Consider the following 25,876-nt stretch of genomic DNA (forward strand, 5'->3'; position numbering starts at 1 on the left):
GCGCCTTATTCGAAGGCACGTTATTCGAAGGCACGGGGACCAGGCTTGAAGGCATGGCGGCGCGCGCGGACTGCGAGCGCCAGGGCAAGAAGGGTTGGCACCAGTACGGCCCAGGCGAGCGGTCCTGCTCCCGCATGGTCGAGGATCACCCCGCCGACGATCCCGCCCGTCGCGATCGCGCCGTTCCAGACCGTCGTGAGCATCGCATTGGCGAGGTCGACGCCCTCACCCGCCGCATCGGCGAGCGCGGTCGACAGCTGTGTCGCTGCGCCGCCGAACGACAGTCCCCACAGGATCGTCGCCGCGATCGTCATCGCGGGGGTAGTCGCGAACAGCGCGAAGGCCAGCGAGACAACTGCGAACATCGTGAGGCTGACCAGCACGAGCGGACGCAGCGCGCGATCGATCAGCACGCCCGTCACCCAGATCCCGACCAGCGCGGCGAGTCCGAATCCGAGCAGCAACAGATCTAGCCTCTGCCGCACGCCCGACAAGGCGGCGACCGGCGCGATGTAGGTGTAGAGGATGTTGTGCCCGGTGATCCACGCAAACAGCGTAATCAGGACGGGACGAACGCCCGGCGTGCGGAACACGCTGGCGATCGACAGCCGCTGTTCGGCAGGCTGGCCGGCAAAGTCCGGCACGCGCCACAACACCCAGCCGATCAGGACGAGGGTGGTGATCGCCATCAGCCCGAACGCCATGCGCCAGCCAAGCGTCGTGCCCAGCATCGCCCCCAGGGGTACGCCGATCGAGAGTGCTAGCGGTGTACCGACCATCGCGATCGCGAGGGCCTTGCCGCGCAACGGCGGGGCGACCATCCGCCTGGCATAGCCCGCGATGATTCCCCATCCCAGTCCCGCCGCGACCCCGCCCATGAACCGCGCGACGAGCGTCAGCGGATAGGATGTTGACACCGCGGTCACGCAATTGAAGATCAGAAAGCCGACGATCGCGACGAGCAGGGTCGGCTTGCGACGCCACCCTTGCGTGTACAGCGTCAGCGGGATCGCCGCGAGCAGCGACCCGACCGCATAGACTGTGATGGTCTGCCCCGCGAGCGACTCCGATACGTCAAGCCCAGCGGCCATGTGTGTTGACAGCCCGGCAGGGAGCGTTTCGGTGAGGATCGCGGTGAAGCCGGTCATTGCCAGCGCCAGCAAGGCGGAGATCGGCAGCGTCTCACTCGCGCCTTCGTCGGTCTGACGGGGTGTCGGAATCACGCAATACTCACTTCTGGATCGACTGATCCAGCGCGTTCGGCCACGCGGCCTGCCTTGTCAACGGATAATGGATTGAGTAGTCCATAATCAGGAGCGGACATATATGGCACGGAGCGGACGACCGCGTGGATTCGACCGGGATGCAGCGCTGGACAGCGCGATGCATCTGTTCTGGGAACACGGCTATGAGGGTGCGTCGCTGCTCACGCTACGTCAGGCAATGGGCGACATCTCGTCGGCCAGTTTCTACGCGGCCTTCGGGTCGAAGGAAGCGCTCTACCGCGAAACGCTCGCGCGCTATCTCGCCGTGCATGGCGGCATCGTCGGTGCGCTCGACGACGAGACGCTATCGCCACGCTCACGGCTCGAACAGGCTTTGATCGCGTCGGTTGCGGTGCAGACCGATCCTGCCCATCCGAAGGGGTGCATGATGACGCTGTCAGCGATCGTTTCGTCCGAGGCCGGCGCGCCGACTCGGGCGCTGACCCGTGTCGAGCGGGAGATCACCCGGCAGGCGTTGCAGCGGTGTATCGCCGCCGGAGTCAGCGCCGGCGATCTCGATCCCGCCACGGACGTCGCGGGGCTCACCGCGCTGTACGACGGGCTGGTGCTGGGGATCTCGATCCAGGCGCGGGACGGCGTTCCGACCGAGACGCTGCGGGCCGGCATCGAACACGCGATGGCGGCGTGGGATGCTCAAGGCAGACAGGAGCGTGAGAGCAAACTCCACTAATCTCGCCGAAAAAGAGACCGACTCGCAGGCATTCCGACCACCCTACCCGCTTTCTGACTCCGGGAATCGTCACCTCGCCCTTAAGCCGACCTTAGCGACGTAAGTCAGCATGTCGGGTAGCTTCAGGGCACAACACTTCGTTGTCGACCGCGCGACACTCCAGCCCTCAGACGCAAGATGGGAAATCACATGCGATTTGTTCAGATCGAAATACTGCCGCAGGGCAAGGCGCTGGTCGATATCGACAAGCTGACCCATGCAGTACCCGAGGGGAACGGGTCGCGCCTGTTCATCGGGGCGCAGCACCTCGACGTGCCCCATTCATTGGCTGAACTCGAGAACGTGCTGGCCGGTCGCGAGCGGACCGACGATGGCGCAAACAGCACCGCGGGGTTCGGTCTGCGATAGGCCGGCACGGCTTCGGAAGATCGTATCGTCTACCCCATCAACCCTGGGCGCGAAGCCACGACGGCGAAAACGGATCGGCAGCGCCTTGGGTCGTTCGTAACTGTGCGTAGACCACGTCATGCGCCGTCCGCGTCGACACAGTTTTACCCCGAGACGGCGCGGCACAACGCCGTTTGGCTCCGGCTGCTATGGCGGGTGGGGAGCGGAAGCCGTCGACGAACTCGTCAAGCGTGGAGCGGATCCCGAGACAATCGTGGTCATCGACGATCGGATGGTCGAGCTCGACGCCACTGAAGCATGGGCCCGACCATGATGCAGGGCGATGAGACCCGCAATGCCGCTCTGGAGGCAGTACGGCTCGCCCGTGCGCGTTCCCTGTTCGTTGCTGCGGGATGGGACGACACATCCGACCCCGATCGTCCTGAACCCCGCAAGTCTCGCCGGCGTCCTGTTGGCAGGGTCGGACCCACTGCGCGCATATCGCGTCGTATCAACGGATCTCGCCGCGGCCGACGGACAGGTTGTCCTGCACGAACGAGCGCTGACCGCGACAGAGGTGGGAATCGCACTGTCGGAAATCCGTGCCGGTCTCGGTCACCGTATCTACCGGGGCGATCGAAGCTTTGGGATCTGCGAGCCGCAGACACAGCGGCTCAAATCGGGGGATCTCATCGTCGAGGCCGTACGGCGTGGTCAGACCGTACGCGCCACTCGAGCGACTACTTGCCGATACGGTCTGTTACGACAGGATCTGGATCCGATGTGCGCACTACGAAATCAGCGCATATCCATCAGGCTTCGTCGGTCGAGATCGGCTTCCGTGCCGCCATCTGGACCGGCCTGCCTATCACGGGGCGGCCGGCTGGCCATCGGCGCGCGATACAGCGATCCTTTGCGATCCGGGCGATGGTCACCGCGTCGCCCTGATTGCCGCCGAGGACATGATAGGCCGTCGCGTCTTCGCCGATATAGAAACCGACATGCCCGCCACCAGGACGCTCGAACACCAGCACAGCGCCCGGCGCCAGGCGCTCCGGCCGCAACGACAATCCCCATGTCGACCATGACGTCGCCCGCACCGCAATAGAGACTGGCTCGATGCCATCTTCCTGCAGGCAGTGTGCGACGAACACGCCGCACCACGGGACGCTGTCGGCGTTGTAGACCATGCCCAGCACCCGCGTTGGCCGCTTTGCCCAACCCAGGATCGTCGCGCTGTTCGCTGATCCCGCAGCTTCCTTCGTGCCGAGCTTCGTGCGCGCCACTCTCAGCCACTTCGGATCCGTCACCATGATCCGCCCGCCCCTGGGGCTGCGATACGAACAAGCCTGCGGTTACACTCAAATGCGGGCATTACAGCATCCTCTCCACGATCGGCAGCATCGCTGCGACCACCGCGGCAATCGCCTTCGCATTGGGATGCACCCGGTCCGCCAGCACCATATCGGCATGTCCCAATACGCCCGGCGGAAAGAATGGCCAGACGGTCGCGCCGTGTTCGGCGGCCAACGCCGCGTGAATGCCGAGATATGCAGCAGCCCGATCACGGATGAACATCGGGGGATCGACGGTCGTCAACAACACGGGAATGCCACAATTGCCCAGGCTCAGCAGGACCTGATCGAGCTGCGCTCGGGTACGCCCCACCGGCACCTGCCGCAGGACATCGTTCGGTCCCACCTGAACAATCGCAAGTGCGGGTCGCTGGTCGAGCGTGGAGAGCATTCGGGGCAAGCGTCGTAGGACATCAGCGGTGGTATCACCCGACACCCCGGCATTCACCACGCGGGCAGAAGGACATGCCCGCCGCAGCGATGCCTGGAGCTGTACGGGAAAGCTATCGGCGGCGGGCAGGCCGTAACCGGCAATCAGGCTGTCGCCGATTGCGAGAATCAAAGGTCGGTCGAGTGTCATGCGCCGCTGTGAGATAGTTCACGTTCGATGCAATGTAAGGCGTCCGGTCACCATCGCGCCGCTCCTTTGACGCTAGTGCTCCTTCGTCTGCAACGAGATACAGACGGCCGATACGCATTTCGGCCACCATCACACCATCACACCATCAGAAGTTCCAGACGACCTTTTGCCAACATCTTCGGCCTGGATGGGGTGATGGCCTAACACCAAAACGTGATCGTCGGCGCGGATGACGTGGCGTGGTACCTGCAACGTGGCACGGCAAACGATGAATATGCCCGAACTGCCCCGCCAAATGGCCGTCCCCAGCGAAGCAGCTTTTGCATCATCAGCCGCCGCCGGAGCCCGTCTCACATTTGTCGTTATGAGCGGTTCGACGAGCCGGACGTATCTGGCTGGGTCAAGTCGAGCACTTCCAACCTTGCAGCGCCCCCTCGCCTTGCAATCAGGCTCCCCACTGGAACCTGGTACGTACCGCGCAAGGTGAACCGTTCGACACGGTAGACACCCCGATCAGTGCTGCTGGTCGGAAAACCGGTGTAGCGTCGTTCGGAAACCTGCTTGAGGAGGTACCCTGCCCATCCCGTCGAACGCGAGCCGCGCAAGATTTCGGGTTCGTCCGTCTTACCGTCGGGTCGGATCCAGAAGCCGATGTCGACCCATTTGATCGGATCGACATCGGACGATCTCGCGGGAAGCGGATTGCGCAAGTCGAACTTGCGCGCTTCGTCTTGCGCAGCCGCCAGCGCCGTAGGTCGATAAGGCGGCGCCCATACCAGCTCAGGGCGGGTCGAGCCATCGCGGCCGATCGCACGCACCAGCTGGTCAATCTGCGCGTTGTCCTTTTGCCCCGCCGCCAAGCGCAACCGGACGACTTGCAGCAGGTTGCGCAGCTTTGGATCCGCCACGATCGGCCGGGCTTCGGCTTCGGCCATAAGCCTGGCCGCACCGGCCGTGTCGCCTCGTGCGTTGGCCAGTCTGACGCGGCGCAACGTCGCCTGCAGGGCGAGCACCGCGTTCCCGTCCGCCAACGCCTGACGCTCCACCGCCTTATACGAAATCTCGGCACTACGCCCCCCGCGCATCGCGAGCCACATATCGCCGGTCGCAAATGCCGCGGCAACGACAGCCGGGTCATTGGCCGGCAGATTGTCGCGCAACGTGCGAACCTGCTCACCGACCGCGCTCTTGAACGCATCCAGATCACCGTCATGCAAAGAGACGGTCGCATATGCTTCATACAATGCGGACACCGGTTTCGGGTCCGTCGCAGCGTGACGCTTGTTACGAGATATGGCGCGCATAAGCGTGTGACGCGCCTTGAGATACGCACCATCCCGGAATTGCTGCTCGGCAAAGGCGATCGACGCCTGTGCATCTCGCAACGGCGGACAGCCCTGCTCGACGCAGGCTGCATACGCTTCCGAAAGCTGCCTGCCAGAAATTACGATATCGGGGGCGGCGGCCTGCAGCGACAATGCGAAGAATAAAGCAATCATCACCCGGCCTCCACTTCGAGTCGCACCTTGCACCGCTGCAAGCCTGACCTCGCATCAGCGACTGTATTGCGAAACTTTTATCTTTGCAGCAGCGAATAACTGATCAGAAGAGGAATGCCGACTCTCTCGATAGATGAGCGGTAAACCGGGTGGCCGTTTTTAGAGCGTGGAGTGTTAAATGCGCCACCGCATCCGCCTCCCTATGACTTCAGCGAAGCCGCCCTGACGAGGGGCATTCGCCAAACCACGTACTGGGCAGGACGTTGATCGCGGCACGCGGTGGTATTCTGCAGGCGGCTCTCTGGCGCCTTCCTACGGGGATATTACTGCTCTGTTGGGCTCGAGCATTGCGAGGATCTGGTTCTTGCAGATGTTGAGATCGAAGACGACCGTTTGCCGGCTATGATCGTCGCCTGCGGCGGCGGTTGTCAGTTGAAGCCCCGTATATTCGCAAGGCCCGGTCCAATATGTCGATTTTGAATGGGTCGTGTGGTCCCCAACGGAATTGTTGGACCTCTGGTTGAAGTTGAGGATCTCGTAGCGCCCGGGGTCATGGCGCAATTTCGTCACGACCCGCGGGTCGTACGGAAACTCGTTCACGTGCCGTCGTGATCGACTTGGATCCCGCAGGCTTATGATCTTTCGGTCCGAACAATTGACCAGGAGCAAGACCCCCATCTCGTTCTTTTGCTTCGGCGCTGGCAGCGCCAGAAGACCAATGGCGTCGTCGGCAATCGAGGGTGCGCGCAGTTCACATATCGATTCCCGTACGCTCCTGACGACGTTGCCGGATTCGAGCGGGTTGGAAGCGACGGCCACCGCCTCGGAAAACATAAGAGCAACGGCAAACATCTTTGTCTCCGTTATTGAGCTGCCGGTTGATATTAGCACTAGTGCTTATCAACAGCCAAGTCCGTTCAGCCGGGATAGTGTATGTTGGGCGGCTAGCAAATCTTGGCGGTTCCCACTGAGCCGGTTTACCGGAGCAGGAGCCCGCTGTTGGACAGCCCGCCTTTGGCACTGACATCCGCCGGGTTAGTCCGCTTTCACGATATCTTCTCTCGATAGACCTTTTAGGGAGTTACCGCTGGAAACGAACGATCAGACGTCATCGGGCTGAGCGAATGTCCGCTCTCGGGCGTATGAATAGCCACGGGGTATCCGATTGGGCACCCAAGTGGAATGGCTGGGAAGCGCGGCGCCCTCGCCCTTATCGGAAACGGTCGGCAGTCTCCAAAAAACCGGCATGTCGGAAGTTCGTGCTGTTGCTGCCTGACATATCCGCTATGCCGGATTTATGGATAATGATTCGGCTATCGTTGCGCTTGGCGCGCTCGCTCAGGGCACTAGGCTCGACGTGTTCCGGCTGCTGGTGCGCCACGAACCGGACGGAATGGCCGCGGGCGAAATCGCCCGCCGGCTCGACGTGCCGCAGAACACCATGTCCGCGCATCTCGGCATCCTAGCGCGCGCCGGCATCGTCCGCTCCGAGCGACAGAGCCGGTCGATCATCTACCGCGCTGATCTGGACGGCCTGCGCGCACTCACGCTCTTCCTGGTGAAGGACTGCTGCGCCGGCTCGCCCGAGCTGTGCGTGCCGCTTCTGGCCGAACTCACCCCCTGCTGCTGAAAGGACGCGCCATGGCCGTCGACATCGTGATCTACCACAACCCCGCCTGCGGCACGTCGCGCAACACGCTGGCGATGATCCGCAATGCCGGCATCGAGCCACACGTCATCGAATATCTGAAAACCCCGCCCTCGCGCGCTTTGCTGGTCCAGCTGATTGACCGCGCCGGTATGACGCCTCGCGAACTGCTGCGCGAGAAGGGGACGCCCTATGCGGAGTTGGGGATTGGCGATGAGACGCTGACGGACGACGCGCTGGTGGACGCGATGATGGCGCATCCGATCCTCATCAACCGGCCGCTGGTCGTCTCGCCGCTCGGCGTGCAGCTGTGCCGACCGTCCGAAGCGGTCCTCGGTCTGCTGCCCGAGCCGCAACTGGGGGCCTTTGCCAAGGAGGACGGCGAAGCGGTGGTGGACGCCTCGGGTCAGCGCGTCGCTTGATGCTGCTCGCGCTCGCCATCTTCGTCGCCACGATCACGCTCGTCATCTGGCAGCCCAAGGGGCTCGGCATCGGGTGGAGCGCGCTGGGTGGGGCAGTCGTGGCGCTGCTCGTCGGGGTGGTCTCGCTTTCCGACGTCCCGGTGGTGTGGGGTATCGTCTGGAACGCGACTGCGACGTTCGTCGCCATCATCATCGTCAGCCTGCTGTTGGACGAGGCCGGCTTCTTTGAATGGGCGGCGCTGCACGTCGCTCGCTGCGCGGGAGGACATGGCCATAGGCTATTCGTCCTGATTGTCCTTCTCGGCGCGGCCGTGTCGGCGCTGTTCGCGAACGACGGCGCGGCGCTGATCCTGACCCCTATCGTCATCGCGATGCTGCGGGCGCTCGGCTACCGCGACAGGGCAACGCTGGCGTTCGTCATGGCGGCCGGTTTCGTCGCCGACACGGCCAGCCTGCCGCTGATCGTGTCCAACCTGGTCAACATCGTGTCGGCCGACTTCTTCCGCATCGGCTTCGCCGACTATGCGTCGGTGATGGTGCCGGTCGACCTCGCGTCGATCGGTGCGACGCTGATCGTGCTGCTGCTGTACTTCCGCCGTGACGTCCCAGCCGACTACAACGTGGCGCAGCTCCGCGCGCCGGCCGACGCTGTCCGCGATCGGGCGACATTCCGGGCCGGTTGGGTCGTCCTTGCGGCGCTTCTGGCGGGCTTTTTCCTGCTCGAACCTATCGGCATCCCGGTCAGTGCAGTCGCCGCTGCCGGCGCGGTGCTGCTGCTCGTCGTCGCCGGGCGCGGCCGCGTCATCGAGACGCGCAAGGTGCTGCGCGGCGCGCCGTGGCAGGTCGTGATCTTCTCGCTCGGCATGTACCTGGTCGTCTACGGCCTGCGGAACGCCGGTCTGACTGACCACCTCGCCGGTTTGCTCGACCGCACCACCCAAGGCGGTGTGTGGGGCGCGGCGTTCGGCACCGGCATCATCGCCGCGCTGCTGTCGTCGGTCATGAACAACATGCCGACCGTGCTTGTCGGCGCGCTGTCGATCGACGCGACCCACGCCACGGGTGCGATCAAGGACGCCATGATCTACACCAACGTGATCGGCTGCGACCTTGGCCCCAAGATCACGCCGATCGGCTCGCTCGCGACGTTGCTGTGGCTGCACGTGCTCGAGCAGAAGGGCATCCGCATCGGCTGGGGCTATTATTTCAGGATTGGAGCGACCTTAACGATCCCCGTGCTGGTGGTAACGCTCGCCGCGCTCGCTTTGCGGCTCGGTGCCGCCTGATGCCGTGGAATCGAACCAAAGACAGGACATACCCCTGATGCCCCTGCGCACGCTTTCCGACCCCGACCATCTGCCCGCACTCGATCGACGCTACACGCGCGACCGGCCCGCCATCGGACTGGGTGCGGGCGACCCGCCCCCGCGCATCCTGCTGCTCTATGGCTCACTGCGCGAGCGGTCATATTCCCGGCTCTGCGTCGAGGAGGCCGCGCGCCTGCTACGCTTCTTCGGAGCCGAGACGCGCATATTTGATCCCTCGACCTTGCCGCTGCCCGATCAGGTGGCTGGCGACGACCATCCGGCGGTCCATGAACTGCGCGAGCTGTCGATGTGGTCGGAGGGGCATGTGTGGTGCAGCCCCGAGCGGCACGGCCAGATCACCGGCATTATGAAGCTGCAGGTGGATCACCTGCCGCTGTCGATGGGCGGGATGCGACCGACGCAGGGCCGGACGCTCGCCGTCATGCAGGTGTCAGCCGGATCGCAGTCGTTCAACAGCGTGAACACGCTGCGCCTCCTCGGCCGCTGGATGCGGATGGTGACGATTCCGAACCAGTCGAGCGTCGCCAAGGCGTTCGAGGAGTTTGACGACGCCGGCCGGATGAAGCCGTCCAGCTACTATGATCGCATCGTCGACGTGATGGAGGAGATGGTCCGCTTCACGGTCCTGCTCCGCCCTCACGCGGCCCAGCTCGTCGACCGGTATTCGGAACGGAAGGCTTCCGGCGTCCCGATCGATCCGACAACCGATCTGTCGAGCATCGCTACGGTGTCGCATCTATTACAATGAACGAATGCCAAATGTGGGCAGGCACGCTGCAGCGCGACGGCTTTGACCAGAGCTGTATCCACCATCTATCCATGGGACGAGTTGGTCTTCGTGTTCGCACTATGCGCTGGCATAATGACGACGACAGCCCCGAAGCTTTCGCTTCGGGCCTGTCGTCGGGTTGGTTGCAGGGATAGGATTTGACCGCTGCGGAACTCGGCTTCTTCTGACTGGCTCAGCAGTCATCAACAGCCAAGATGCCAAGATTAATCATCAGGGCCTAGCCTCGTTCAGGGCCAGAGTGCCAAGACGGTAGAAAGTGCCACGTTTAATAAGAATTTGGCAGCGGGCTTATTGTATCGGGTGTCGACGCAATTAGGGTTTTTGAAAAGATATAAGTAGACCTCGGTAATGTTTCGACCGAGACAGTCGACATCAATGCTTATCGAGCTTAGCTAATTGTTGCTAATCACCGACAGCGTCTGAAGTCGCCGACCTTTAAATGGCGCTTCCGAGACGAAGGCTCAGACACCGCCTTAGTTCTTTCATGGTACAAACTAGCCAGTCGAGCTTCCATACTACGAGAATGTCGCCGGTTCGCGCATAGGAGAGTGCGTCGACGGGCGGCTTACGGAGCGGTTTATTGCAATGGCAGACAGAGCGGGGCGCGGTCTTTTTCCAAAGACGATGGTATTTCTGGAAAGTTAAGCCTGTAAGCCGATGTCGCCTTCAGGGCTCTTCTCCCGCATGTTCCCGATCAAACATCTCTCGTGATGCGCGAAAGCTGTCGACGTTTTCGACGATCCACGTCCACAGGGGAACCATCATGACCAGTAGCTTCAATCCGGTTTCGGATAGAGCATATTCTACATGAGGAACCACCTCCTCGAAGTCGTGACGCACCACCAATCCATCGCGCTCCAGATGGCGCAGCGTGCGCGTCAGCATCCGCTGTGTAATACCTTGCATCCGTCGGCCGATTTCCGCGTGGCGAAGCTGGCCGTACACGCCGAGCGTATGGATGACACCAAGCGACCAGCGGTTACCGGCATGGGCCAACACCTCACGGCGCACCCCGTCGTCATCGTCCCGGAGGCCATCGCAAACCGTTTGCGAATATCGGAGGATGTCCTCCTCGTTTAGAGATTGAACGGCAGTATCACGCATGTACCCATCTTTCACGCTTGCCCGTGTCTTGCCAGATCACCAGCATCCACGGTGAAACGAGTTAGAACGATGAACGATACAGTCTCCAATGTGAAATCACGCAATATCCTCGTTCTGGGTGCCGGCGAGCTTGGCATGCCCGTGCTTCGCAATCTGGCGCGTCACGCCAAGAACATCGACGCCGCCAGGATCAGCGTCCTTCTCCGCGAGAGTGCCGTCGAGTCGGGCGATCCCTCCAAGCAGCGTGATATCGCCGAGATCCGCGAAGCGGGGATCGAGATCGTGCTCGGCGACCTGGTGAACGACACCATCGATGAGCTGGCATCGCTCTTTTCGGGCTACGATACGGTGATCGGCTGCGCGGGCTACGCAGCCGGGATCAACACGCCGATGAAGCTCGCCAAGGCGGCGCTACAATCCGGTGTCCCGCGCTATTTCCCGTGGCAATTCGGCGTCGACTTCGAGGCGATCGGCCGCGGCGGGCCGCAGGACATCTTCGATGCGCAGCTCGACGTGCGCGAGCTGCTGCGCTCACAGGACAAGACCGAGTGGGTCATTATCTCCACAGGCATGTTCTTGAGCTACTTGTTCGAGCCGGACTTTGGTGTCGTCGATCTGGAGAAGAGCGAGGTTCACGCACTCGGCAGCCTCGATACCGCTGTGACGCTGACGACGCCGGATGACATCGGAGTGCTGACCGCCGAGATCGTATTCTTCGAGCCGACGATTCGCAACGAGATCGTCTTCCTGGCCGGTGACACCGTCAGTTATGGTGAGATCGCAGACAAGTTGGAGGTGGCACTGGGCCGGGCCTTCAAGCGGTCGGTTTGGACCGTGCCTTTCCTGATGGAAGAGCTGGCGAACGATCCGAAAAACATGATGCGCAAGTACCGCGCCGCCTTCGCGATCGGTCGCGGTGTGTCCTGGCCGAAGGCAGGCACGTTCAATGATCGTCAGGGTCTTCCCGTCACCGACGTTGCAGCCCTGATCAATGCCGATTTGCGAGGGGCGCAATAAGAAGAATGATGTGGGCGGGGTGACTGTAGAGACCTTCCCAAAGACGAACCTAGAGTGGGACAGCCGCCCCGGCGATCACGCAGACAGCTTAGGACAGCTTACGTCCCAAAATCCGTTCCCGATTGGTCTTTCCCAAGATGGCCAATCGGAGATGGAGAGATGGGAAAGATCGCGCTGAACGAATGGCCGTTATTTGGCGCCCGGATCGCTAGCCTAAAAGTCCGGAAATGGGCAAAACTGTTGGGCATTGCAGGGCTGCCAAGACCAACATTCGGTCATCCCGATGCGGCTTTTGCCGTTCCAGCTTCGGACATCCGTTTATGTTCGCCGCTGACTTGAGCTTTCAATCATGCCAGCGGTACGGAGCAGCTTGCGCTGGCCAGCGACGTATATCTGGTGCAGTGATCTCCCTTGACCCGCTCCTCAGAATTCATCCGATTGGCAAGTTATCTCGTCAGATGGAGGGGGAGTGATGCGGCATGGCCGATGTTCCGAGAATCAGATCATTGGCGTCCTGCGCGAGCGTAAGGCTGAGGCAAAGACCTGGCCCGGAGGGCGGCAATATCAGCCAGTCGAACTGTAACTAAGCCAATCATGGCGATTTACGATTGCAGGTACGAGCATTACCGCCGACGGACTGATTTACAGATAGTTGGAGGGAAAAGCGCTGACATTGGATCTCCGACCGAGCGCGTTGATCAAGGCGAATGCGGACAGCCTGCGCCAGACGGTCCGCGTGATCGTCGCGACTGCAGCAGCGTTTGCGGCGTACAAGACGCTCGGCCTGCACGAAGGCTATTGGGCGGTGTTCACCGTGCTGATCGTGATGCAGGCATCGATCGGGGGAACGCTCGGCGCAGCGACCGATCGGTTGCTGGGAACCTTGCTGGGCGCGGTGCTGGGCGGCATCGGCGCGGCTTTCGGGCGAACCGATACGCTCGAACTCGGGCTGGTGCTCGTCACCGTTACTGGCATCGCCGCGCTCGTCGCGTCGGTCCAGCCGCGGTTGAGGATCGCGCCGGTCACCGCGGCAATCATGCTGCTCAGCGCGCCGCCGGGCTCTTCGGTGGAGATCTTCGTCCGGGATCGCATCATCGAGATCGGCCTGGGCGGCGTGATCGGTGTGCTGGCCGCGATGCTGATCTTGCCGGCACGATCGCACGGCGTGGTGATCGCGCGCACGCTTGCCGTGCTGAGCCATATCGAACGGATGCTGCGGGCGCAGGCCGACGCGTTGACCACCGGGCTGGCGCTGCCATCGTCCCCCGAACACGCCGCGCTGCGTCATGCGCTGGCCGCGGTGGAGCTGGCGATGAAGGACGCCGACCGCGAACGCGCCTCGCGTCTCGCCGATCACGGTATCCCCGCCGCCGTACCGCGCACGCTCTGGCGGATCCGCAACGATTTGGTGCTGAGCGGTCGCGCACTTGACGAGCCGCTGCCCCCGGCTGCGATGGCAGCGCTCGCCAAGCCATCGGCGGCGATGCTGACCGCGCATGCCGCGCTGGCGAGCCGGTGTTCGGAGGCGCTGCGTACGCGGGGTAAGGTCGATCGGGGCGACGTCGAAGCGTGTTATCGGATGTTCGGTACCGCGCTCGATCTGTTCCGACGGAGCGAGGCGGCGGCGACCCTGGATTTCGACGCATCGGGCCGCGTATTCGGGCTCGCCTTCGCCGCGGGTCGTCTTCACCGCGACCTGCTCGACCTTGCCGGTCGCGTCGACGAAATCGCCCCGACCAAGGTGCTCGCTGCCGAACAAAGCTGACCGCGCGACTTTGCCGCTGGCCCCGCGCGCGGTACGGGCGGCGATGACCGAAACCTTATCGACGCCCGACCTCGCCGCCGAACTGGTCGCGCTGCTCGACCTCGAACCGCTCGATACCGACCTGTTCCGCGGACTCCAGCGACCCGGCGCAACCGCGCGCGTTTTCGGCGGGCAGGTCGTGGCGCAGGCGCTGATGGCGGCGCAGCGTTCGGTCGATGCACCCGCCGTGGCGCACAGCATGCACGCCTATTTCCTGCGCGCCGGCACCGAGACGCAACCGATCATCTTCCGGGTAGAGCGTGATTTCGACGGCAAGTCGTTCGCGAACCGCCGCGTCACCGCCAGCCAGAACGGCGCGACGATCCTGACGCTGGCCGCATCGTTCCAGCGCCCGGAAGCCGGCCTGGAGCATGCGGTCGCGATGCCCGACCTTCCCCCGCCAGAGGAACTGCGCTCGCTCGACATCCTCGCTGGTGACTATGCGGGTATCTCCGCGCAAGCCGTCGCGTTCCTCTCTAAGCCGTCCGCCTTCGATATCCGGCCCTGCGGCGTTCCCGCGTTCCTCCAGACCAAGCCCGGCACGCCCGTATCCCATGTCTGGATCCGGTTTCGAGGAAGCGTGCCAACCGATCCCGTCGTGCGCCGCGGCGTGCTCGCCTATCTGTCCGATTATGCGCTGCTCAGTGCGTCGCTGATCCCGCACGGCGTCAACATGTTCGAGCACAGCATGCAGACCGCGAGCCTCGATCACGCAATGTGGTTCCACGACGACGTGCCGCTGGACGATTGGCTGCTCTATACCAGCGAAAGCGCGTGGTCAGGACATGGCCGCGGCATCGCACGCGGTGTCTTCCATAGCCGCGATGGGCGAGCGATCGCGCATGTCACGCAAGAGGGATTGATCCGGATGCGGCCCGATCTCGCGCCACGTACGACGATCCCGCATATGCCCTGATCGGTGCGCCCCGGATCGGGTCGCCGCGCAAAACCATGTTGACAGCGCATTTGTACGGACATTAGGATCATCTTACGCCAGTGAAGCTGGTTCCAGGATGTCGCGCCGCGCAAGACGGACGATCCCAATCGATGAGGATGTCTGTATGCGTCATTCGTACGCCGTATCGCTGTGCGCGTTGCTAGCCGTGCTGCCATCGGCAGCGCAGGCGCAGACGGCGTCGCCGCTCGATACCGATCCGTCGTACCAGACGATGCTGGCGCTGATCGACGAGATGGTCGAGAACAAGCTGGTCAGCCGCGAGCGCGCCGATACGCTGATCGCCAATGCCAAGGCGAAAGCCGGCCGTGCGCTTGCCGCGAATGCCCCACCTCCGGCCGCTGCGCCATCAACGGCCCCGCAACTGGCAGCGCCTGTGCCAGCACCCCCGTCAGCGGCCCCGACCCGCGTGCAGGTCGCCAACCAGACGGCCGATCCCGGCGCGAAGATCGCTCCCGTGCCGGTCGGCAACCCGCAGGTCGTGAACGCCGGCGGGGTCGCGCTGCCCGCCGATCTCGCGGTCGACTGGAGCCGGGGGGCCCCCGTGTTCAGCAGCCGCGACGGAAAGTTCACGTTCAAGATGCGCGGGCGGTTGTTGGCCGATATCTCTTCGACCGGGGGGTCGGATTTCGACCGTCGCAACATCACCGTCTCGACGCTGCGCCAGTTTCGCGTCGGCGCGATTGGCACGATCGGCGATCACCTCTTCTATCAGTTCGAAACCGATTTCCGGCGCAACGCGACCGAAGTCGTGCAGGCGTTCGTCGGTTACCGCCAGAAGTTCGGCAAGACCGACGCCGATGTCCGGTTCGGCAACCTCATCACCGATCGCGGCATCGACATCGGCACCGCGTCGACCGCCAACCCCTTCATCACAACCAACATCAACACCACCGCGCTCGCGACGCAGGGTGGCAAGGTCTTCCTGATGGGCGCCGTCGGCCGTGCGGGCGGCAAGAACTGGCATGCGAGCCTTGGCGTTCACGGCGATGCGATCGACAGCGATTTCACGCGTAGCGACAACCGCATGCTGCTGGGCCGCGCGCATTGGAACCCGATCCTCACCAAGCATGGCCTGATCCACATCGGCGGTTGGGCGTATAGCGAGAACATCCCCGATACGACGCTGCCGACCACGTTCGCGCAAGGCATGGCGGGCGCGCTCAACAACAGCGTCCGTGTCGAGTCCGCGGCGCTGGCTGGCGCGGACGGATCAAAGGCGTTCGGCCTCGAACTCGGCGGCACGCTGGGGCCATTCTACGCGTTCGGCGAATATGGTCAGCGGACCGTGCATGGCGGCCCGACCTCGACCTTCCGTAGCGGCAAGATCAAGGCCTTGTCGGTCAATGGCGGCTTCTGGATCACCGGCGAGACGCCAACCTATGCCTCGCGCAGCGGCACCTATGTCGCGCCGAACGTGCTGAACTCGGTGCTCGATGGCGGATGGGGGGCGCTGGAGGCGGTGATACGCTACGAGGATCTCGACAGTTCGAGCCTCCCGCTTGGCGGCACCGGTACCGCAGGTACGCTCGGCCTGAACTGGTCGCTGACCAACAATTTCCGGTTCATGGCGGACTATACCCATTTCCGTACCGACAACCGGACCGGCGGTTTCATCGGGCGCGATAGCGGCGACACGTTCGCGGCAAGGGCCGAAGTGGCGTTCTGACCGTCGACGCCGGCTTCACCTTGCCAGCGTACCATAAGTTCGATAATGTCCGTACAAAGCGATATGGAGGATGTATGAGCCTTTCGGCTATCAAGGTTGGCGAGCAGCGCTACCGCGCGAGCTATGGCCGGTATCTCGAGGATTTCGTCGTCGGCGACATTTACGAGCATCGCCCCGGGCGGACGATAACCGACGCGGACAATATCCAGTTCTCGTTGATGACGATGAATTCGCACCCGATGCATTGCGACGCGCAATATGCCGCCAAGAGCGAGTTCGGGCGGCTGCTGGTGAATAGCGGGCTGACCCTGGCGATCGTGCTCGGCATGACCGTCAACGACGTGAGCGGCAAGTCCCCCGCCAATCTCGGCTGGACCGAGATCAAGCTTACTCATCCGGTGTTCGGCGGCGACACGCTGACCGCGGAAACCGAAGTACTCGAAATCCGCGAGTCCAAGTCGCGCCCGACGCAGGGGATCGTCACCACCCGCACTCGGGCGTTCAACCAGGACGCCAAGCAGATCATGGAGTTCACGCGCAACTCGCTGGTCTACAAGCGCGGCGAATCTCCCGACGACAAATAGCCCGACTGATCGACTAACCGGTCGCCGTTGGTGACCGGACGCCCCCAGCGCGGCCTGCGAGAGCTTCGACAAAAGAAGACCCGGCCCGTCGTCATTACGAAGAGAGGTAGCCCCATGGCCGATACCATCGCCGTCAACGCAGGAGCCAGGCTGGACCGTCTGCCTATCTCCCGATTCCACTGGCGCATCCTGGGGCTAATCAGCGCGGGCGCATTCCTAGACGCGTTCGACGTGTATCTCGCGGGGGGTGTCATCGCCGCGCTGAAGGCCGAAGGCTTTTCGACGTTGGCGCAGGCCGCGGTGTTCATGTCGATGACCTTCCTCGGCATGATGATCGGCGCAGGCATGGCCGGCTATGTCGGCGATCGCTTCGGACGTCGCGCCTCTTACCAGTTCAACCTCGCGCTGTTCGGGCTAGCCTCGATCGCGGCGATCTTCTCGCCCAACATGACGTTCCTGATCGTCTGCCGCTTTATCATGGGCATCGGCCTCGGCGCCGAGCTGGTGGTCGCGGCGGGCACGCTCGGCGAGTTCATCCCGCCGGCCTATCGCGGTCGCTGGGTGTCGATCATGGGCATGGTTGTCAATTCTGGCCTGCTGGTCGCGACCTCGGTCGGCTATATCGTCATCCCGACGCTCGGCTGGCGCTACATGTTCGCGATCGGCGGCATCCTTGCGCTGATCGTCTGGGTAATGCGCAAGAAGATGCCGGAATCGCCGCGGTGGCTCGAATCGGTCGGCCGAAACGAGGAGGCAGAGGCGACGCTTCGCGAGATCGAAGCCGACGTCGTCAAGCACAAGGGGCCCCTCGCCGCCGTCCCCGAAGTCCGCATCATACCAAAGGTCCACGCACCGCTCAGCGCACTCTTCGGCGCCAAACTGCGCCGCCGCCTGATCGCCGCGACGCTCGCCGCGATCGCCGTCAAAGTCTCGGTCTATGGGTTCGTCGCATGGTTGCCGACCTTCCTGGTGAGCCACGGCACGGGGATCGTCACCTCGCTCTGGTACACGACGCTAATGTCGTTCGGCAGCGTGTTCGGTGCGATCGTCGCGATCGGTATCGCCGACCGCATCTCGCGCCGCGCCTCGCTGATCGCGGCGGCCGTTGCGATCATGATCTTCGGCTTCCTGTATCCCAATGCGCACGGTGACCTTATGGTGCCGCTAACGGGCTTCCTGCTCGTGTCGAGCATCTACACGCTCGTGACGCTGGCGCTGTTCGCCTACATCCCCGAGCTGTTCCCGACCGCCTATCGGCTGCGTGGCACCGGTTTCGCGGGCATGTGCGGACGGGCCGCGTCGATGGTCACGCCCTATGCCACCGTCGCGCTGTTTGAGCGCTTCGGGCTGGAGGGCGTGCTCGGCATGGTCGGCGTGGTGCTCGCCTGCATGATCGCCGCCGTCGGTCTTTTGAACATCGAGACCACCGGTCAGTCGCTCGACGACGTCGCCGACGATTCGCTGGTCCTTGGGGGAGCTGCTAAGTGACGCTCTCGCAAACCTTCGCCGATTTCGCGACCGGCCTGACGATCGATGCCATTCCCGAGCGGGTTAAGGAGCGCGCACGCCACCTGATCCTCGACTCGGTCGGCACTGGCCTAGCGGCAGTCGGCGCAGACTGGGCCGAGGCGACTTTCGCCGCCGCGGGCGACCTCGGCAGCGGAACAGCGCCGGTGCTCGGCTATGGCCGCACGCTGGCGATGCGAGACGCTGCGCTGATGAACGGCGTCGTTACGCACGGCCTCGACTATGACGACACGCATTCACGCGGGATCATCCATGCGACCGTCAGCGCCTTTCCGACTGCGCTGGTCGCGGCGGACAAAGCCGGCGCGTCGGGCGCCGACCTGCTCGTCGCCTATATCGCAGCGATGGAGGTTTCGACGCGGGTCGCGGCCGTCGGCGCGGGCGGGTTTCACGGCTTCGGCTTTCACCCGACCGGATTGATCGGCGCGTTCGGATCGACGCTCGCGGCCGGCAGGTTGCTCGGACTCGACGCGCAGCAGATCGCGATGGCGCAGGGGATCGTGTTGTCGATGGCCGGCGGGAGTCTGGAGTTCCTGGCCGACGGTGCGTGGACCAAGCGCTTGCATCCAGGCTGGGCGGCGAGTTCGGCACTGACCGCGGCGACGCTTGCCAAGCGCGGCTTCGTCGGACCGCCGGCTGCCTATGAAGGGCGCTTCGGTCTTTATGCCCTGTATCTTCGCGACGCCGCCCCTGCCCTGCTCGCGCAGGCGACCGAAGCGCTCGGCGATATCTGGGAGATCGAGGCGGTGTCGGTAAAGCCGCTTCCCGCCTGCCACATGACGCATGCCGCGATCGATGCGGCGATCGCGCTGCGTGCGCAATACGACCTGACCGCTGCCGATATCGCCAAGGTCATCGTGCTGGTACCCGAGGCGGTCATTCCGATCGTCTGCGAGCCGGTGGCTCCCAAGCGGACGCCACACACCGGCTACGACGCGCAATTCTCGATTCCCTACACGGTCGCGACCGCGCTGCTGACGGGCAAGTTCACGCTCGATTCGCTTGATCCGGCAGCACTGAACGATCCGGCGGTGCTCGATCTAGCCGCCCGCGTCTCATACGCAGTCGACCCCGACAGCGATTATCCCAAGCACTTCACCGGCGAAGTCATGGTCGAAACCCGAGGTGGCCGCATGCTGCGCCACCGCGAGGCGATCAACCGCGGTGCATCCGACCGGCCGCTCAGCAACGCCGACATCGACGCCAAATATCTCGAGAACGCCGCTCGCACGGTCGACGCGACCCGCGCCGCGCATATCCGCGCCGCCGTGCTCGACCTGCACCTGCACCCCGCTTCCGCGCTCGGCGACATCCTCGCCGGCGCCACTGCCCCTCAAGGAGTATCCGCATGACCCTGGCAAACGCGATCGCCGCCGATGGCGCGATGACCGACGAAGAGATCATGATCCTCGATTCGATCGACAAGTTCCTCGAAACCGACGTGAAGCCGTTCGTCCATCAGCTCGAGCATGACGACGAATATCCGCAGAAGATCGTCGACACGATGAAGGAAATGGGGCTGTTCGGGCTCATGATCGCACCCGAATTCGGCGGGTTCGGCGTCTCGACGCTGACCTATGCGCGGATCATCGAGAAGATCTCGACCGTGTGGATGTCGGTCGCAGGGATCATCAACAGCCACATGATCATGGCGATGACGGTCCAGCGCTGCGGCACCGACGCGCAGAAGGATCATTATCTGCCCCGCTTCGCAACCGGCGAACTGCGCGGCGGCATCGGCCTGACCGAGCCCGACGCGGGCACAGACCTGCAGGCGATCCGCACCACCGCGGTGCGCGACGGCGACGACTATGTCGTCAACGGCAGCAAGATGTGGATCACCAATTCGGGCTCGGGCAACACCATCCTGTTGCTGGTCAAGACCGACACGGCCGCCGAGCCACGCCACAAGGGCATGAGCCTGCTGATCGCCGAGAAGGGCGACGGCTTCATCGTGTCGAAGAAGCTGGAGAAGCTTGGCTACAAGGGGATCGACAGCAACGCGCTGACCTTCGACGGCTACCGTGTGCCAGTCGACCGCCTGATCGGAGGCGTCGAGGGCGTCGGCCTGAAGCAGGTGCTGGGCGGGCTCGAACTCGGCCGCATCAACGTCGCCGCGCGCGGCGTCGGCATCGCGCAGGCAGCACTCGACGAGGCGGTCGCCTATGCGCAGACGCGCAAGACGTTCGGCAAGCCGATCTGCGAGCATCAGGCGATCCAGCTGAAACTCGGCGAGATGACGACGCGCACCTACGCCGCGCGGCTACTCACCGAAGCCGCCGCCAAGGCGTATGACCGCGGCGAGCGCTGCGACATGGAAGCCGGCATGGCCAAGTATTTCGCGACCGAAGCCGGCCTGGAGAACGCGATCGAGGCGATGCGGATCTTCGGCGGCTACGGCTATTCGAAGGAATATAATGTCGAGCGGCTCTACCGCGATGCGCCGCTGCTGACGATCGGCGAAGGCACCAACGAACTGCAACGCATCATCATCGCCAAGCAGATCATCGCGCGGAACCCGGCATAAACCAGCCACTCGCGGGTCTCCGCATCGTCGCGGTCGAACAATATGGCGCCGGGCCGTTCGGTACGCAGCAGCTCGCCGATCTCGGCGCCGAGGTCATCAAGATCGAGAATCACAAGGACGGCGGGGATATCGGTCGGCATGTCGGCCCGTATTTCTTCGCGCCGGGCGACAGCCATTTCTACGAATCGCTCAACCGCAACAAGCGCAGCATCGGCCTCGACCTGAAGAGCGCGGACGGGCGCGCGGTGCTCGAGAAGCTCGTCGCGGAGTCGGACGTGGTCTTCAACAATCTGCGCGGCGACCTGCCGGCAAAGCTCGGGCTCGACTATGCCGCACTGTCGCGCTTCAACCCCGCGATCGCCTGCGTCCACCTCTCCGCCTATGGCCGCACCGGCAGCCGCGCGGCGTGGCCAGGCTATGACTATCTGATGCAGGCCGAGGCCGGCTATCTGTCGCTCACCGGCGAGCCAGGAACGCCGCCCGCACGCTTCGGGCTGTCGATCGTCGACTTCATGACCGGCACCACCGCTGCGCTCGCGATCCTGGCCGGCGTCGTCTCGGCGCGCGGCAGCGGGATCGGCCGCGATCTCGACGTCAGCCTGTTCGACGTCGCGCTCGGCAACCTCAATTATGTCGCCGAATGGTATCTCAACGGCGGCGTCACCGTCGAACGCACGTCACGCTCGAGCCATCCGTCGCTCACCCCCAGCCAGCTCTACACGACCAGCAACGGCTGGATTTTCGTGATGTGCAACAAGGAGAAGTTCTTCGAGGTCCTGTGCGGGCTGATCGAGCGTCCCGAATGGGCGACCGATCCGCGCTACGCGACCTTCGCCGCCCGGCTGGAGAACCGTCCGGCGTTCAACGCGGATCTCGATGCGGTGCTGTCGACCCGCACCACCGCGGACTGGATGCAGCTGTTCGAAGGACGCGTGCCGGCCGCGCCAGTGCTCGACGTTCAGCAGGCGCTCGACAATCCGTTTCTCGCAGAATCGAAGCGGATCATCGATTTCCAGCATCCCGAACACGGCCCCCTGCCCGGCATCGCTTCCTCGATCCGCGCGGGCGGCGTCGAACATCCGGACAAGGCTGCTCCCACACTCGGTGCGGATACTAGCGCCATCCTCGCGACCCTCGGCTACACCGATGACGACGTGGCAGCCTTGCGGACCCGCGGCGCGGTCCGGTGACACCCGCGCTTGCATCAAACGCCAAGGCATTGGACGGTGCGCTATTGTCCGGATCACCCGACAAAGCGACCGATGGATATTTGATGCCCCAGCTTCGTCAGCAACCGCGTTACCTGCAACTCGCCCAGACGCTGATCAACGAGATCGAGGATGGGCGCTATCCAATTGGCACGCTGCTGCCGACCGAGTTCGAGCTGTGCGACCAGTTCGGCGCAAGCCGCTTCACCGTGCGCGAGGCGATCAAGCGGCTCGTGCAATCGGGCATGGTTTCGCGACAGGCCGGGGTCGGCACGCGCGTCCTCGGGCTGTCGCGCCCGGCGGCGTATCGCCAGGTGATGGAGGGGCTGTCCGATCTCCAGCAATACACCAACGAGACCAGCCTCACGATCATCGCGCGCGAGACGATCGCGCTGGACGGCCCGCTCTCCGAACAGGTCGGCGCGACATCGGGCCAGACCTGGCTGCATCTCATGGCGCTGCGCCGCGCCGCGGGGACCAGCCCGATCTCCTTTTCGGACATCTATCTCCACCCCGCATTCCGCAGCCTGAAGCTCGACGACGATGTCGGCGACGTGCCGATCTTCAGCCGGATCGAGGAACAGTTTGGCGAGCGCGTCGCCGAAGTCCGCCAGCATATCGAAGCGGTGGCGATCCCCGCGCCGATCGCCAAATTGCTCGAAACCAAGACCGGTGCGCCGGGCCTGCGCCTGACGCGGCAATATCTCAACGCACGCGGCGAGGTCGTCGAGATGGCGATCAACACCCATCCCGCGGACCGATATTCCTATTCCCAGACCTTCCGCCGCGATCCCGTATCCGGCCTGTAGAGGACATCCCATGACCATTGCCGCCCGCAGTATCCTGTTCGTGCCTGGCGATCGTGCCGAGCGTTTCGAAAAGGCGCGCGCGAGCGGCGCGGACATCGTTGTGATCGATCTCGAAGACGCTGTCCTCCCCGACCGCAAAGTTGCCGCGCGCGATACGATTTACGATGCGCTCGCCAGTCTGAGGGAACCGCGCTTCTTCGTGCGCGTCAATAGTCTGGATACTGAGTGGCATGCGGACGACGTACGTGGACTCGCCGCACTGCCAGGCGTCGCTGGATTGATGCTGCCCAAGGCCGAGCGCGCGTCGGACTTCGCGGCGATTCACGAGGCAGCACCCGGCAAGCCGCTCCATGCGCTGGTCGAGACCGTTTCGGCGGTCTTGAACCTGGCGGACCTCGTCACCGCGCCCGGTCTCTCACGGCTGTCGTTCGGCACGGTGGACTTTCAGGCGGACGCCGGCATCGACGGCGACCAGGCGGAGATCGACTATGTCCGTACGCAAATCGTCCTTCACTCGCGAAGCGCCGGACTTGCAGCACCAGTCGATGGCGTTTCGACGGATCTCTCTAACGACGAGGCGCTGGCACGCGACACCGACCACGCACGTCGCTTCGGCTTCGGCGGAAAGCTTTGCGTTCATCCACGACAGGTGGGGATCGTCAACGCGGCATTCCTACCCTCCGCCTCTGACGTGGACTGGGCCACCCGCGTGGTCGCCGCTATCGACGGCGCGTTCGGAGCCGTTGCCGTCGACGGCAAACTGATCGACAAACCCGTCGTCGATCGCGCTCGTCGAGTTCTTGATACATATTCGGCATTTGATTCTCGCCGCCGGTGAGCAGACAACCCGGATGGCCCGCCGGGTCGCAATATTTGCAGAGGATGACCCAGTTGCGGACGTTCAAATGCAGTCGGCTGCGTCCCGAAAGTGGACGCTCGTTTATCATTGATTGGAGCAGGTGTCGGCGGGGTAACGCAACGAAGGATGATTGGAGGCGTCGCCAATTCGTCGCCAAGCCATATGCATCTGATCCCAGACCTTCCAAGGCCCAGGCATTTCGCAAGCTTCATTGCCCGTGCCGGCTCGCAGAGCTACGTCCTTTGAGACGACATATACGCGTCCACACCCGCTAATCCTTGATGTCATTCTGTTGGGACAGCCGGTACTCCAACCTCTTCGAATAATGATCGATGCTCGTCCAGAAAGCGCTGGCTAATTATCATTCTCACGACGGGCAAACAGATCACCGATGGACGCGACAAAATGCGTATTCATTGCTGCGGTCGCAGCTTTCGGGTCACGATCGGCGATCGTGCGCGCTAACGCATGATGATGTGCCAGCACGGCGGCACGCTGCCGCGCGGTGGTCCGCGTTGCCCACGCTGCAGGGACGGCATGAACCATCATCGGTGCGAAGGAGCGGATGATCTGCAAGAACAACATGTTGCGTCCAGCCTGCGCGATTGCTTGGTGAAACGCGATGTCGTGGCGGGTCAGCGCATCGATATCGCTACCGGCTGCTTCCATTGCCTCGGCCAGACCGATGATTGTCCGCGCCTCGTCGTCGGTGCGGTCGATCGCGGCGAGCTCGGCAGTGCGCAGTTCCAACGTGCGGCGCACGTCCCAGATCTGTACCATCGAGATCTGCGCCGTTGCCACCGCGTGGTCGAGCGACGTTGCCATCACAGATCCGTCGATCGCGGCTACGCGCGCGCGCCTGCCGTTGCCTACGTCGATAAGTCGCAACGCCGCTAGAGCGCCGAACGCCTCGCGGAGTACTGGGCGGCTGACACCCAGTTCTGTCGCAAAATGCCCTTCGGACGGCAGCGTGTCGCCGACTTTCATGTCGTTCGTGCGGATATGTGTGCGGACCGCATGGACCGCCTGATCGACCAGCGAGCCGCCCTCTATCAGTCGCACGCTCGTCGCGCTCATGCCGCGAGCCGTGGTGCGCGCAGCGACGACGGGGTCGCGCCGAACTGCCGCGAGAAGGCCCGCGTGAAACTGGCATTGTTGAGATAGCCGCACTGGTATCCGATTGACGATACCGGCAGATCGGTCGCGATCAGCATCTGGCGTGCCGCTCCGAGCCGGCGATCCAGCAGCGCGTCGGCGACCGTGCAGGCGAACATGTCGCGGAAGCCGCGGGTCAGCTTCGCACGGTTCAGTCCACAAGCGCGCGCGATCGAATCGAGCGTCATCTTCTCACCCCAGCGCTCGTCGATCATCCGCTTGGCCGCGACGATCCGCTGGCTGTCCCTCGCAGACAATTGCCCGGCACCCGCGAGCGGCACAAGGTCGTCCTCGACGATCCGCTGAAACGTGATGGACAGGAGTTCGATGCATTTCGCGGACCGGTGTGTGCTGCGCCAGGGCTCGGAGAGCGCGCAATCGCGGATCGCGACGACGATCAGCCGCAATTCGCTTGGCAAATGACACGCGATGTTCGCGTCGGGCGCGTAATCGAAGACCCGCAGGCAGGCACCGCGTTCGACCGCGAGAATGAGGACCGCCCGCTCCTCCGAAGGAACCGCACCGGTCGTGACGGTGACCTGCGCCGGCGTGTGCTCGCCCAGCGTGAAGCAGAGGACCACGGCATCGGCAGGAAACGTCGTCGGGTCGACCATACCCTCCCCGATGAATGCCGCCATATCGGGCGACACCGTGACGCGTTCCTTCTGCATGCTTCCCTCGCCCACCACCGCT

General features: G+C 63.6%; 26 protein-coding genes. 18 read left to right on the top strand and 8 right to left on the bottom strand.

Annotated elements, in window-relative coordinates:
- Positions 1-20: 20 nt before the first annotated feature.
- Positions 21-1,223: an MFS transporter gene (locus IFT87_RS14865; RefSeq protein WP_342211169.1), complete on the bottom strand. Its 1,203-nt coding sequence runs from the start codon at positions 1,221-1,223 to the stop codon at positions 21-23.
- Positions 1,224-1,383: 160 nt separating this feature from the next.
- Between IFT87_RS14865 and IFT87_RS14870 the strand changes: the two genes are divergently transcribed.
- The gene (locus IFT87_RS14870) at positions 1,384-1,956 is read left to right on the top strand and encodes a TetR/AcrR family transcriptional regulator (protein ID WP_249403363.1); all 573 of its coding nucleotides are present in this window, start codon (positions 1,384-1,386) and stop codon (positions 1,954-1,956) included.
- Between the two features lie 189 nt (positions 1,957-2,145).
- Positions 2,146-2,364: a hypothetical protein gene (locus IFT87_RS14875; protein ID WP_031395698.1), complete on the top strand. Its 219-nt coding sequence runs from the start codon at positions 2,146-2,148 to the stop codon at positions 2,362-2,364.
- Between the two features lie 791 nt (positions 2,365-3,155).
- On the opposite strand, the gene IFT87_RS14880 is transcribed toward IFT87_RS14875, so the two are convergent.
- From IFT87_RS14880 to IFT87_RS14895, 4 genes are all read right to left on the bottom strand, one after another.
- Positions 3,156-3,656: a TIGR02594 family protein gene (locus tag IFT87_RS14880; RefSeq protein ID WP_192191082.1), complete on the bottom strand. Its 501-nt coding sequence runs from the start codon at positions 3,654-3,656 to the stop codon at positions 3,156-3,158.
- A 61-nt stretch (positions 3,657-3,717) separates the two neighbouring features.
- Positions 3,718-4,278 (bottom strand): GDSL-type esterase/lipase family protein, encoded by a 561-nt coding sequence (locus tag IFT87_RS14885; protein WP_192191084.1) that lies wholly within the window; start codon positions 4,276-4,278, stop codon positions 3,718-3,720.
- Between the two features lie 362 nt (positions 4,279-4,640).
- The gene (locus tag IFT87_RS14890; RefSeq protein WP_192191086.1) at positions 4,641-5,777 is read right to left on the bottom strand and encodes a hypothetical protein; all 1,137 of its coding nucleotides are present in this window, start codon (positions 5,775-5,777) and stop codon (positions 4,641-4,643) included.
- A gap of 312 nt (positions 5,778-6,089) precedes the next feature.
- Entirely contained in the window at positions 6,090-6,629 is a 540-nt protein-coding gene (locus IFT87_RS14895) for a hypothetical protein (protein WP_192191087.1), read from the bottom strand.
- A 445-nt stretch (positions 6,630-7,074) separates the two neighbouring features.
- Here IFT87_RS14895 and IFT87_RS14900 point away from each other — a divergent pair, with 445 nt between their 5' ends.
- The 4 genes from IFT87_RS14900 to arsH are packed head-to-tail and all read left to right on the top strand — an operon-like array spanning position 7,075 to position 9,923.
- On the top strand, positions 7,075-7,407 hold the full coding sequence (locus IFT87_RS14900; protein WP_192191089.1) for an ArsR/SmtB family transcription factor: 333 nt from the start codon (positions 7,075-7,077) through the stop codon (positions 7,405-7,407).
- Positions 7,408-7,418: 11 nt separating this feature from the next.
- Complete coding sequence (arsC, locus tag IFT87_RS14905; protein ID WP_192191091.1) at positions 7,419-7,847, top strand: arsenate reductase (glutaredoxin); 429 nt, start codon at positions 7,419-7,421, stop codon at positions 7,845-7,847.
- A complete protein-coding gene (locus IFT87_RS14910) occupies positions 7,847-9,133 on the top strand; it encodes an arsenic transporter (RefSeq protein ID WP_192191092.1) in 1,287 nt (428 codons plus the stop codon). Before arsC ends, IFT87_RS14910 begins: the two co-directional genes overlap by 1 nt.
- Before the next feature lie 37 nt (positions 9,134-9,170).
- Positions 9,171-9,923 carry an arsenical resistance protein ArsH gene (gene arsH / locus IFT87_RS14915; protein WP_192191094.1) on the top strand — a complete coding sequence of 251 codons (753 nt, stop codon included), beginning with the start codon at positions 9,171-9,173 and terminating at the stop codon, positions 9,921-9,923.
- Between the two features lie 708 nt (positions 9,924-10,631).
- Here the strand turns inward: arsH and IFT87_RS14920 are convergent.
- Complete coding sequence (locus tag IFT87_RS14920; protein WP_192191096.1) at positions 10,632-11,069, bottom strand: winged helix-turn-helix transcriptional regulator; 438 nt, start codon at positions 11,067-11,069, stop codon at positions 10,632-10,634.
- A gap of 69 nt (positions 11,070-11,138) precedes the next feature.
- Between IFT87_RS14920 and IFT87_RS14925 the strand changes: the two genes are divergently transcribed.
- From IFT87_RS14925 to IFT87_RS14980, 12 genes are all read left to right on the top strand, one after another.
- Positions 11,139-12,086, top strand: coding sequence for an aromatic alcohol reductase (locus IFT87_RS14925; RefSeq protein ID WP_192191098.1), 948 nt, complete (start codon positions 11,139-11,141; stop codon positions 12,084-12,086).
- Positions 12,087-12,245: 159 nt separating this feature from the next.
- Positions 12,246-12,425, top strand: coding sequence for a hypothetical protein (locus IFT87_RS14930; RefSeq protein WP_192191099.1), 180 nt, complete (start codon positions 12,246-12,248; stop codon positions 12,423-12,425).
- Positions 12,426-12,759: 334 nt separating this feature from the next.
- A complete protein-coding gene (locus IFT87_RS14935; RefSeq protein WP_206757233.1) occupies positions 12,760-13,851 on the top strand; it encodes an FUSC family protein in 1,092 nt (363 codons plus the stop codon).
- Between the two features lie 43 nt (positions 13,852-13,894).
- Positions 13,895-14,806 (top strand): acyl-CoA thioesterase, encoded by a 912-nt coding sequence (locus IFT87_RS14940; RefSeq protein ID WP_192191101.1) that lies wholly within the window; start codon positions 13,895-13,897, stop codon positions 14,804-14,806.
- 145 nt (positions 14,807-14,951) lie between these two features.
- Complete coding sequence (locus IFT87_RS14945; RefSeq protein ID WP_192191103.1) at positions 14,952-16,514, top strand: OprO/OprP family phosphate-selective porin; 1,563 nt, start codon at positions 14,952-14,954, stop codon at positions 16,512-16,514.
- A 74-nt stretch (positions 16,515-16,588) separates the two neighbouring features.
- The gene (locus IFT87_RS14950) at positions 16,589-17,098 is read left to right on the top strand and encodes a MaoC family dehydratase (RefSeq protein ID WP_031441432.1); all 510 of its coding nucleotides are present in this window, start codon (positions 16,589-16,591) and stop codon (positions 17,096-17,098) included.
- 114 nt (positions 17,099-17,212) lie between these two features.
- Positions 17,213-18,586 carry an MFS transporter gene (locus IFT87_RS14955; protein WP_192191105.1) on the top strand — a complete coding sequence of 458 codons (1,374 nt, stop codon included), beginning with the start codon at positions 17,213-17,215 and terminating at the stop codon, positions 18,584-18,586.
- Complete coding sequence (locus IFT87_RS20905) at positions 18,583-19,977, top strand: MmgE/PrpD family protein (RefSeq protein ID WP_192191106.1); 1,395 nt, start codon at positions 18,583-18,585, stop codon at positions 19,975-19,977. The genes IFT87_RS14955 and IFT87_RS20905 overlap by 4 nt, the downstream gene beginning before the upstream one ends.
- Positions 19,974-21,152 (top strand): acyl-CoA dehydrogenase family protein, encoded by a 1,179-nt coding sequence (locus tag IFT87_RS14965; protein ID WP_192191108.1) that lies wholly within the window; start codon positions 19,974-19,976, stop codon positions 21,150-21,152. Before IFT87_RS20905 ends, IFT87_RS14965 begins: the two co-directional genes overlap by 4 nt.
- A 23-nt stretch (positions 21,153-21,175) precedes the next feature.
- The gene (locus IFT87_RS14970) at positions 21,176-22,342 is read left to right on the top strand and encodes a CaiB/BaiF CoA transferase family protein (RefSeq protein WP_342211173.1); all 1,167 of its coding nucleotides are present in this window, start codon (positions 21,176-21,178) and stop codon (positions 22,340-22,342) included.
- Positions 22,343-22,425: 83 nt separating this feature from the next.
- A complete protein-coding gene (locus IFT87_RS14975) occupies positions 22,426-23,169 on the top strand; it encodes a GntR family transcriptional regulator (protein WP_031441437.1) in 744 nt (247 codons plus the stop codon).
- Between the two features lie 10 nt (positions 23,170-23,179).
- Positions 23,180-24,007, top strand: a complete 828-nt coding sequence (locus IFT87_RS14980; RefSeq protein WP_192191110.1) for an HpcH/HpaI aldolase/citrate lyase family protein — start codon at positions 23,180-23,182, stop codon at positions 24,005-24,007.
- 375 nt (positions 24,008-24,382) lie between these two features.
- Here the strand turns inward: IFT87_RS14980 and IFT87_RS14985 are convergent, their stop codons facing one another.
- Complete coding sequence (locus IFT87_RS14985) at positions 24,383-25,105, bottom strand: FadR/GntR family transcriptional regulator (protein ID WP_192191111.1); 723 nt, start codon at positions 25,103-25,105, stop codon at positions 24,383-24,385.
- Entirely contained in the window at positions 25,102-25,869 is a 768-nt protein-coding gene (locus IFT87_RS14990) for a helix-turn-helix transcriptional regulator (protein ID WP_342211170.1), read from the bottom strand. Before IFT87_RS14990 ends, IFT87_RS14985 begins: the two co-directional genes overlap by 4 nt.
- Between the last annotated feature and the right edge of the window lie 7 nt (positions 25,870-25,876).

The organism is Sphingomonas sp. CFBP 8765 (assembly GCF_014841445.1).
Lineage (GTDB): Bacteria > Pseudomonadota > Alphaproteobacteria > Sphingomonadales > Sphingomonadaceae > Sphingomonas > Sphingomonas aerolata.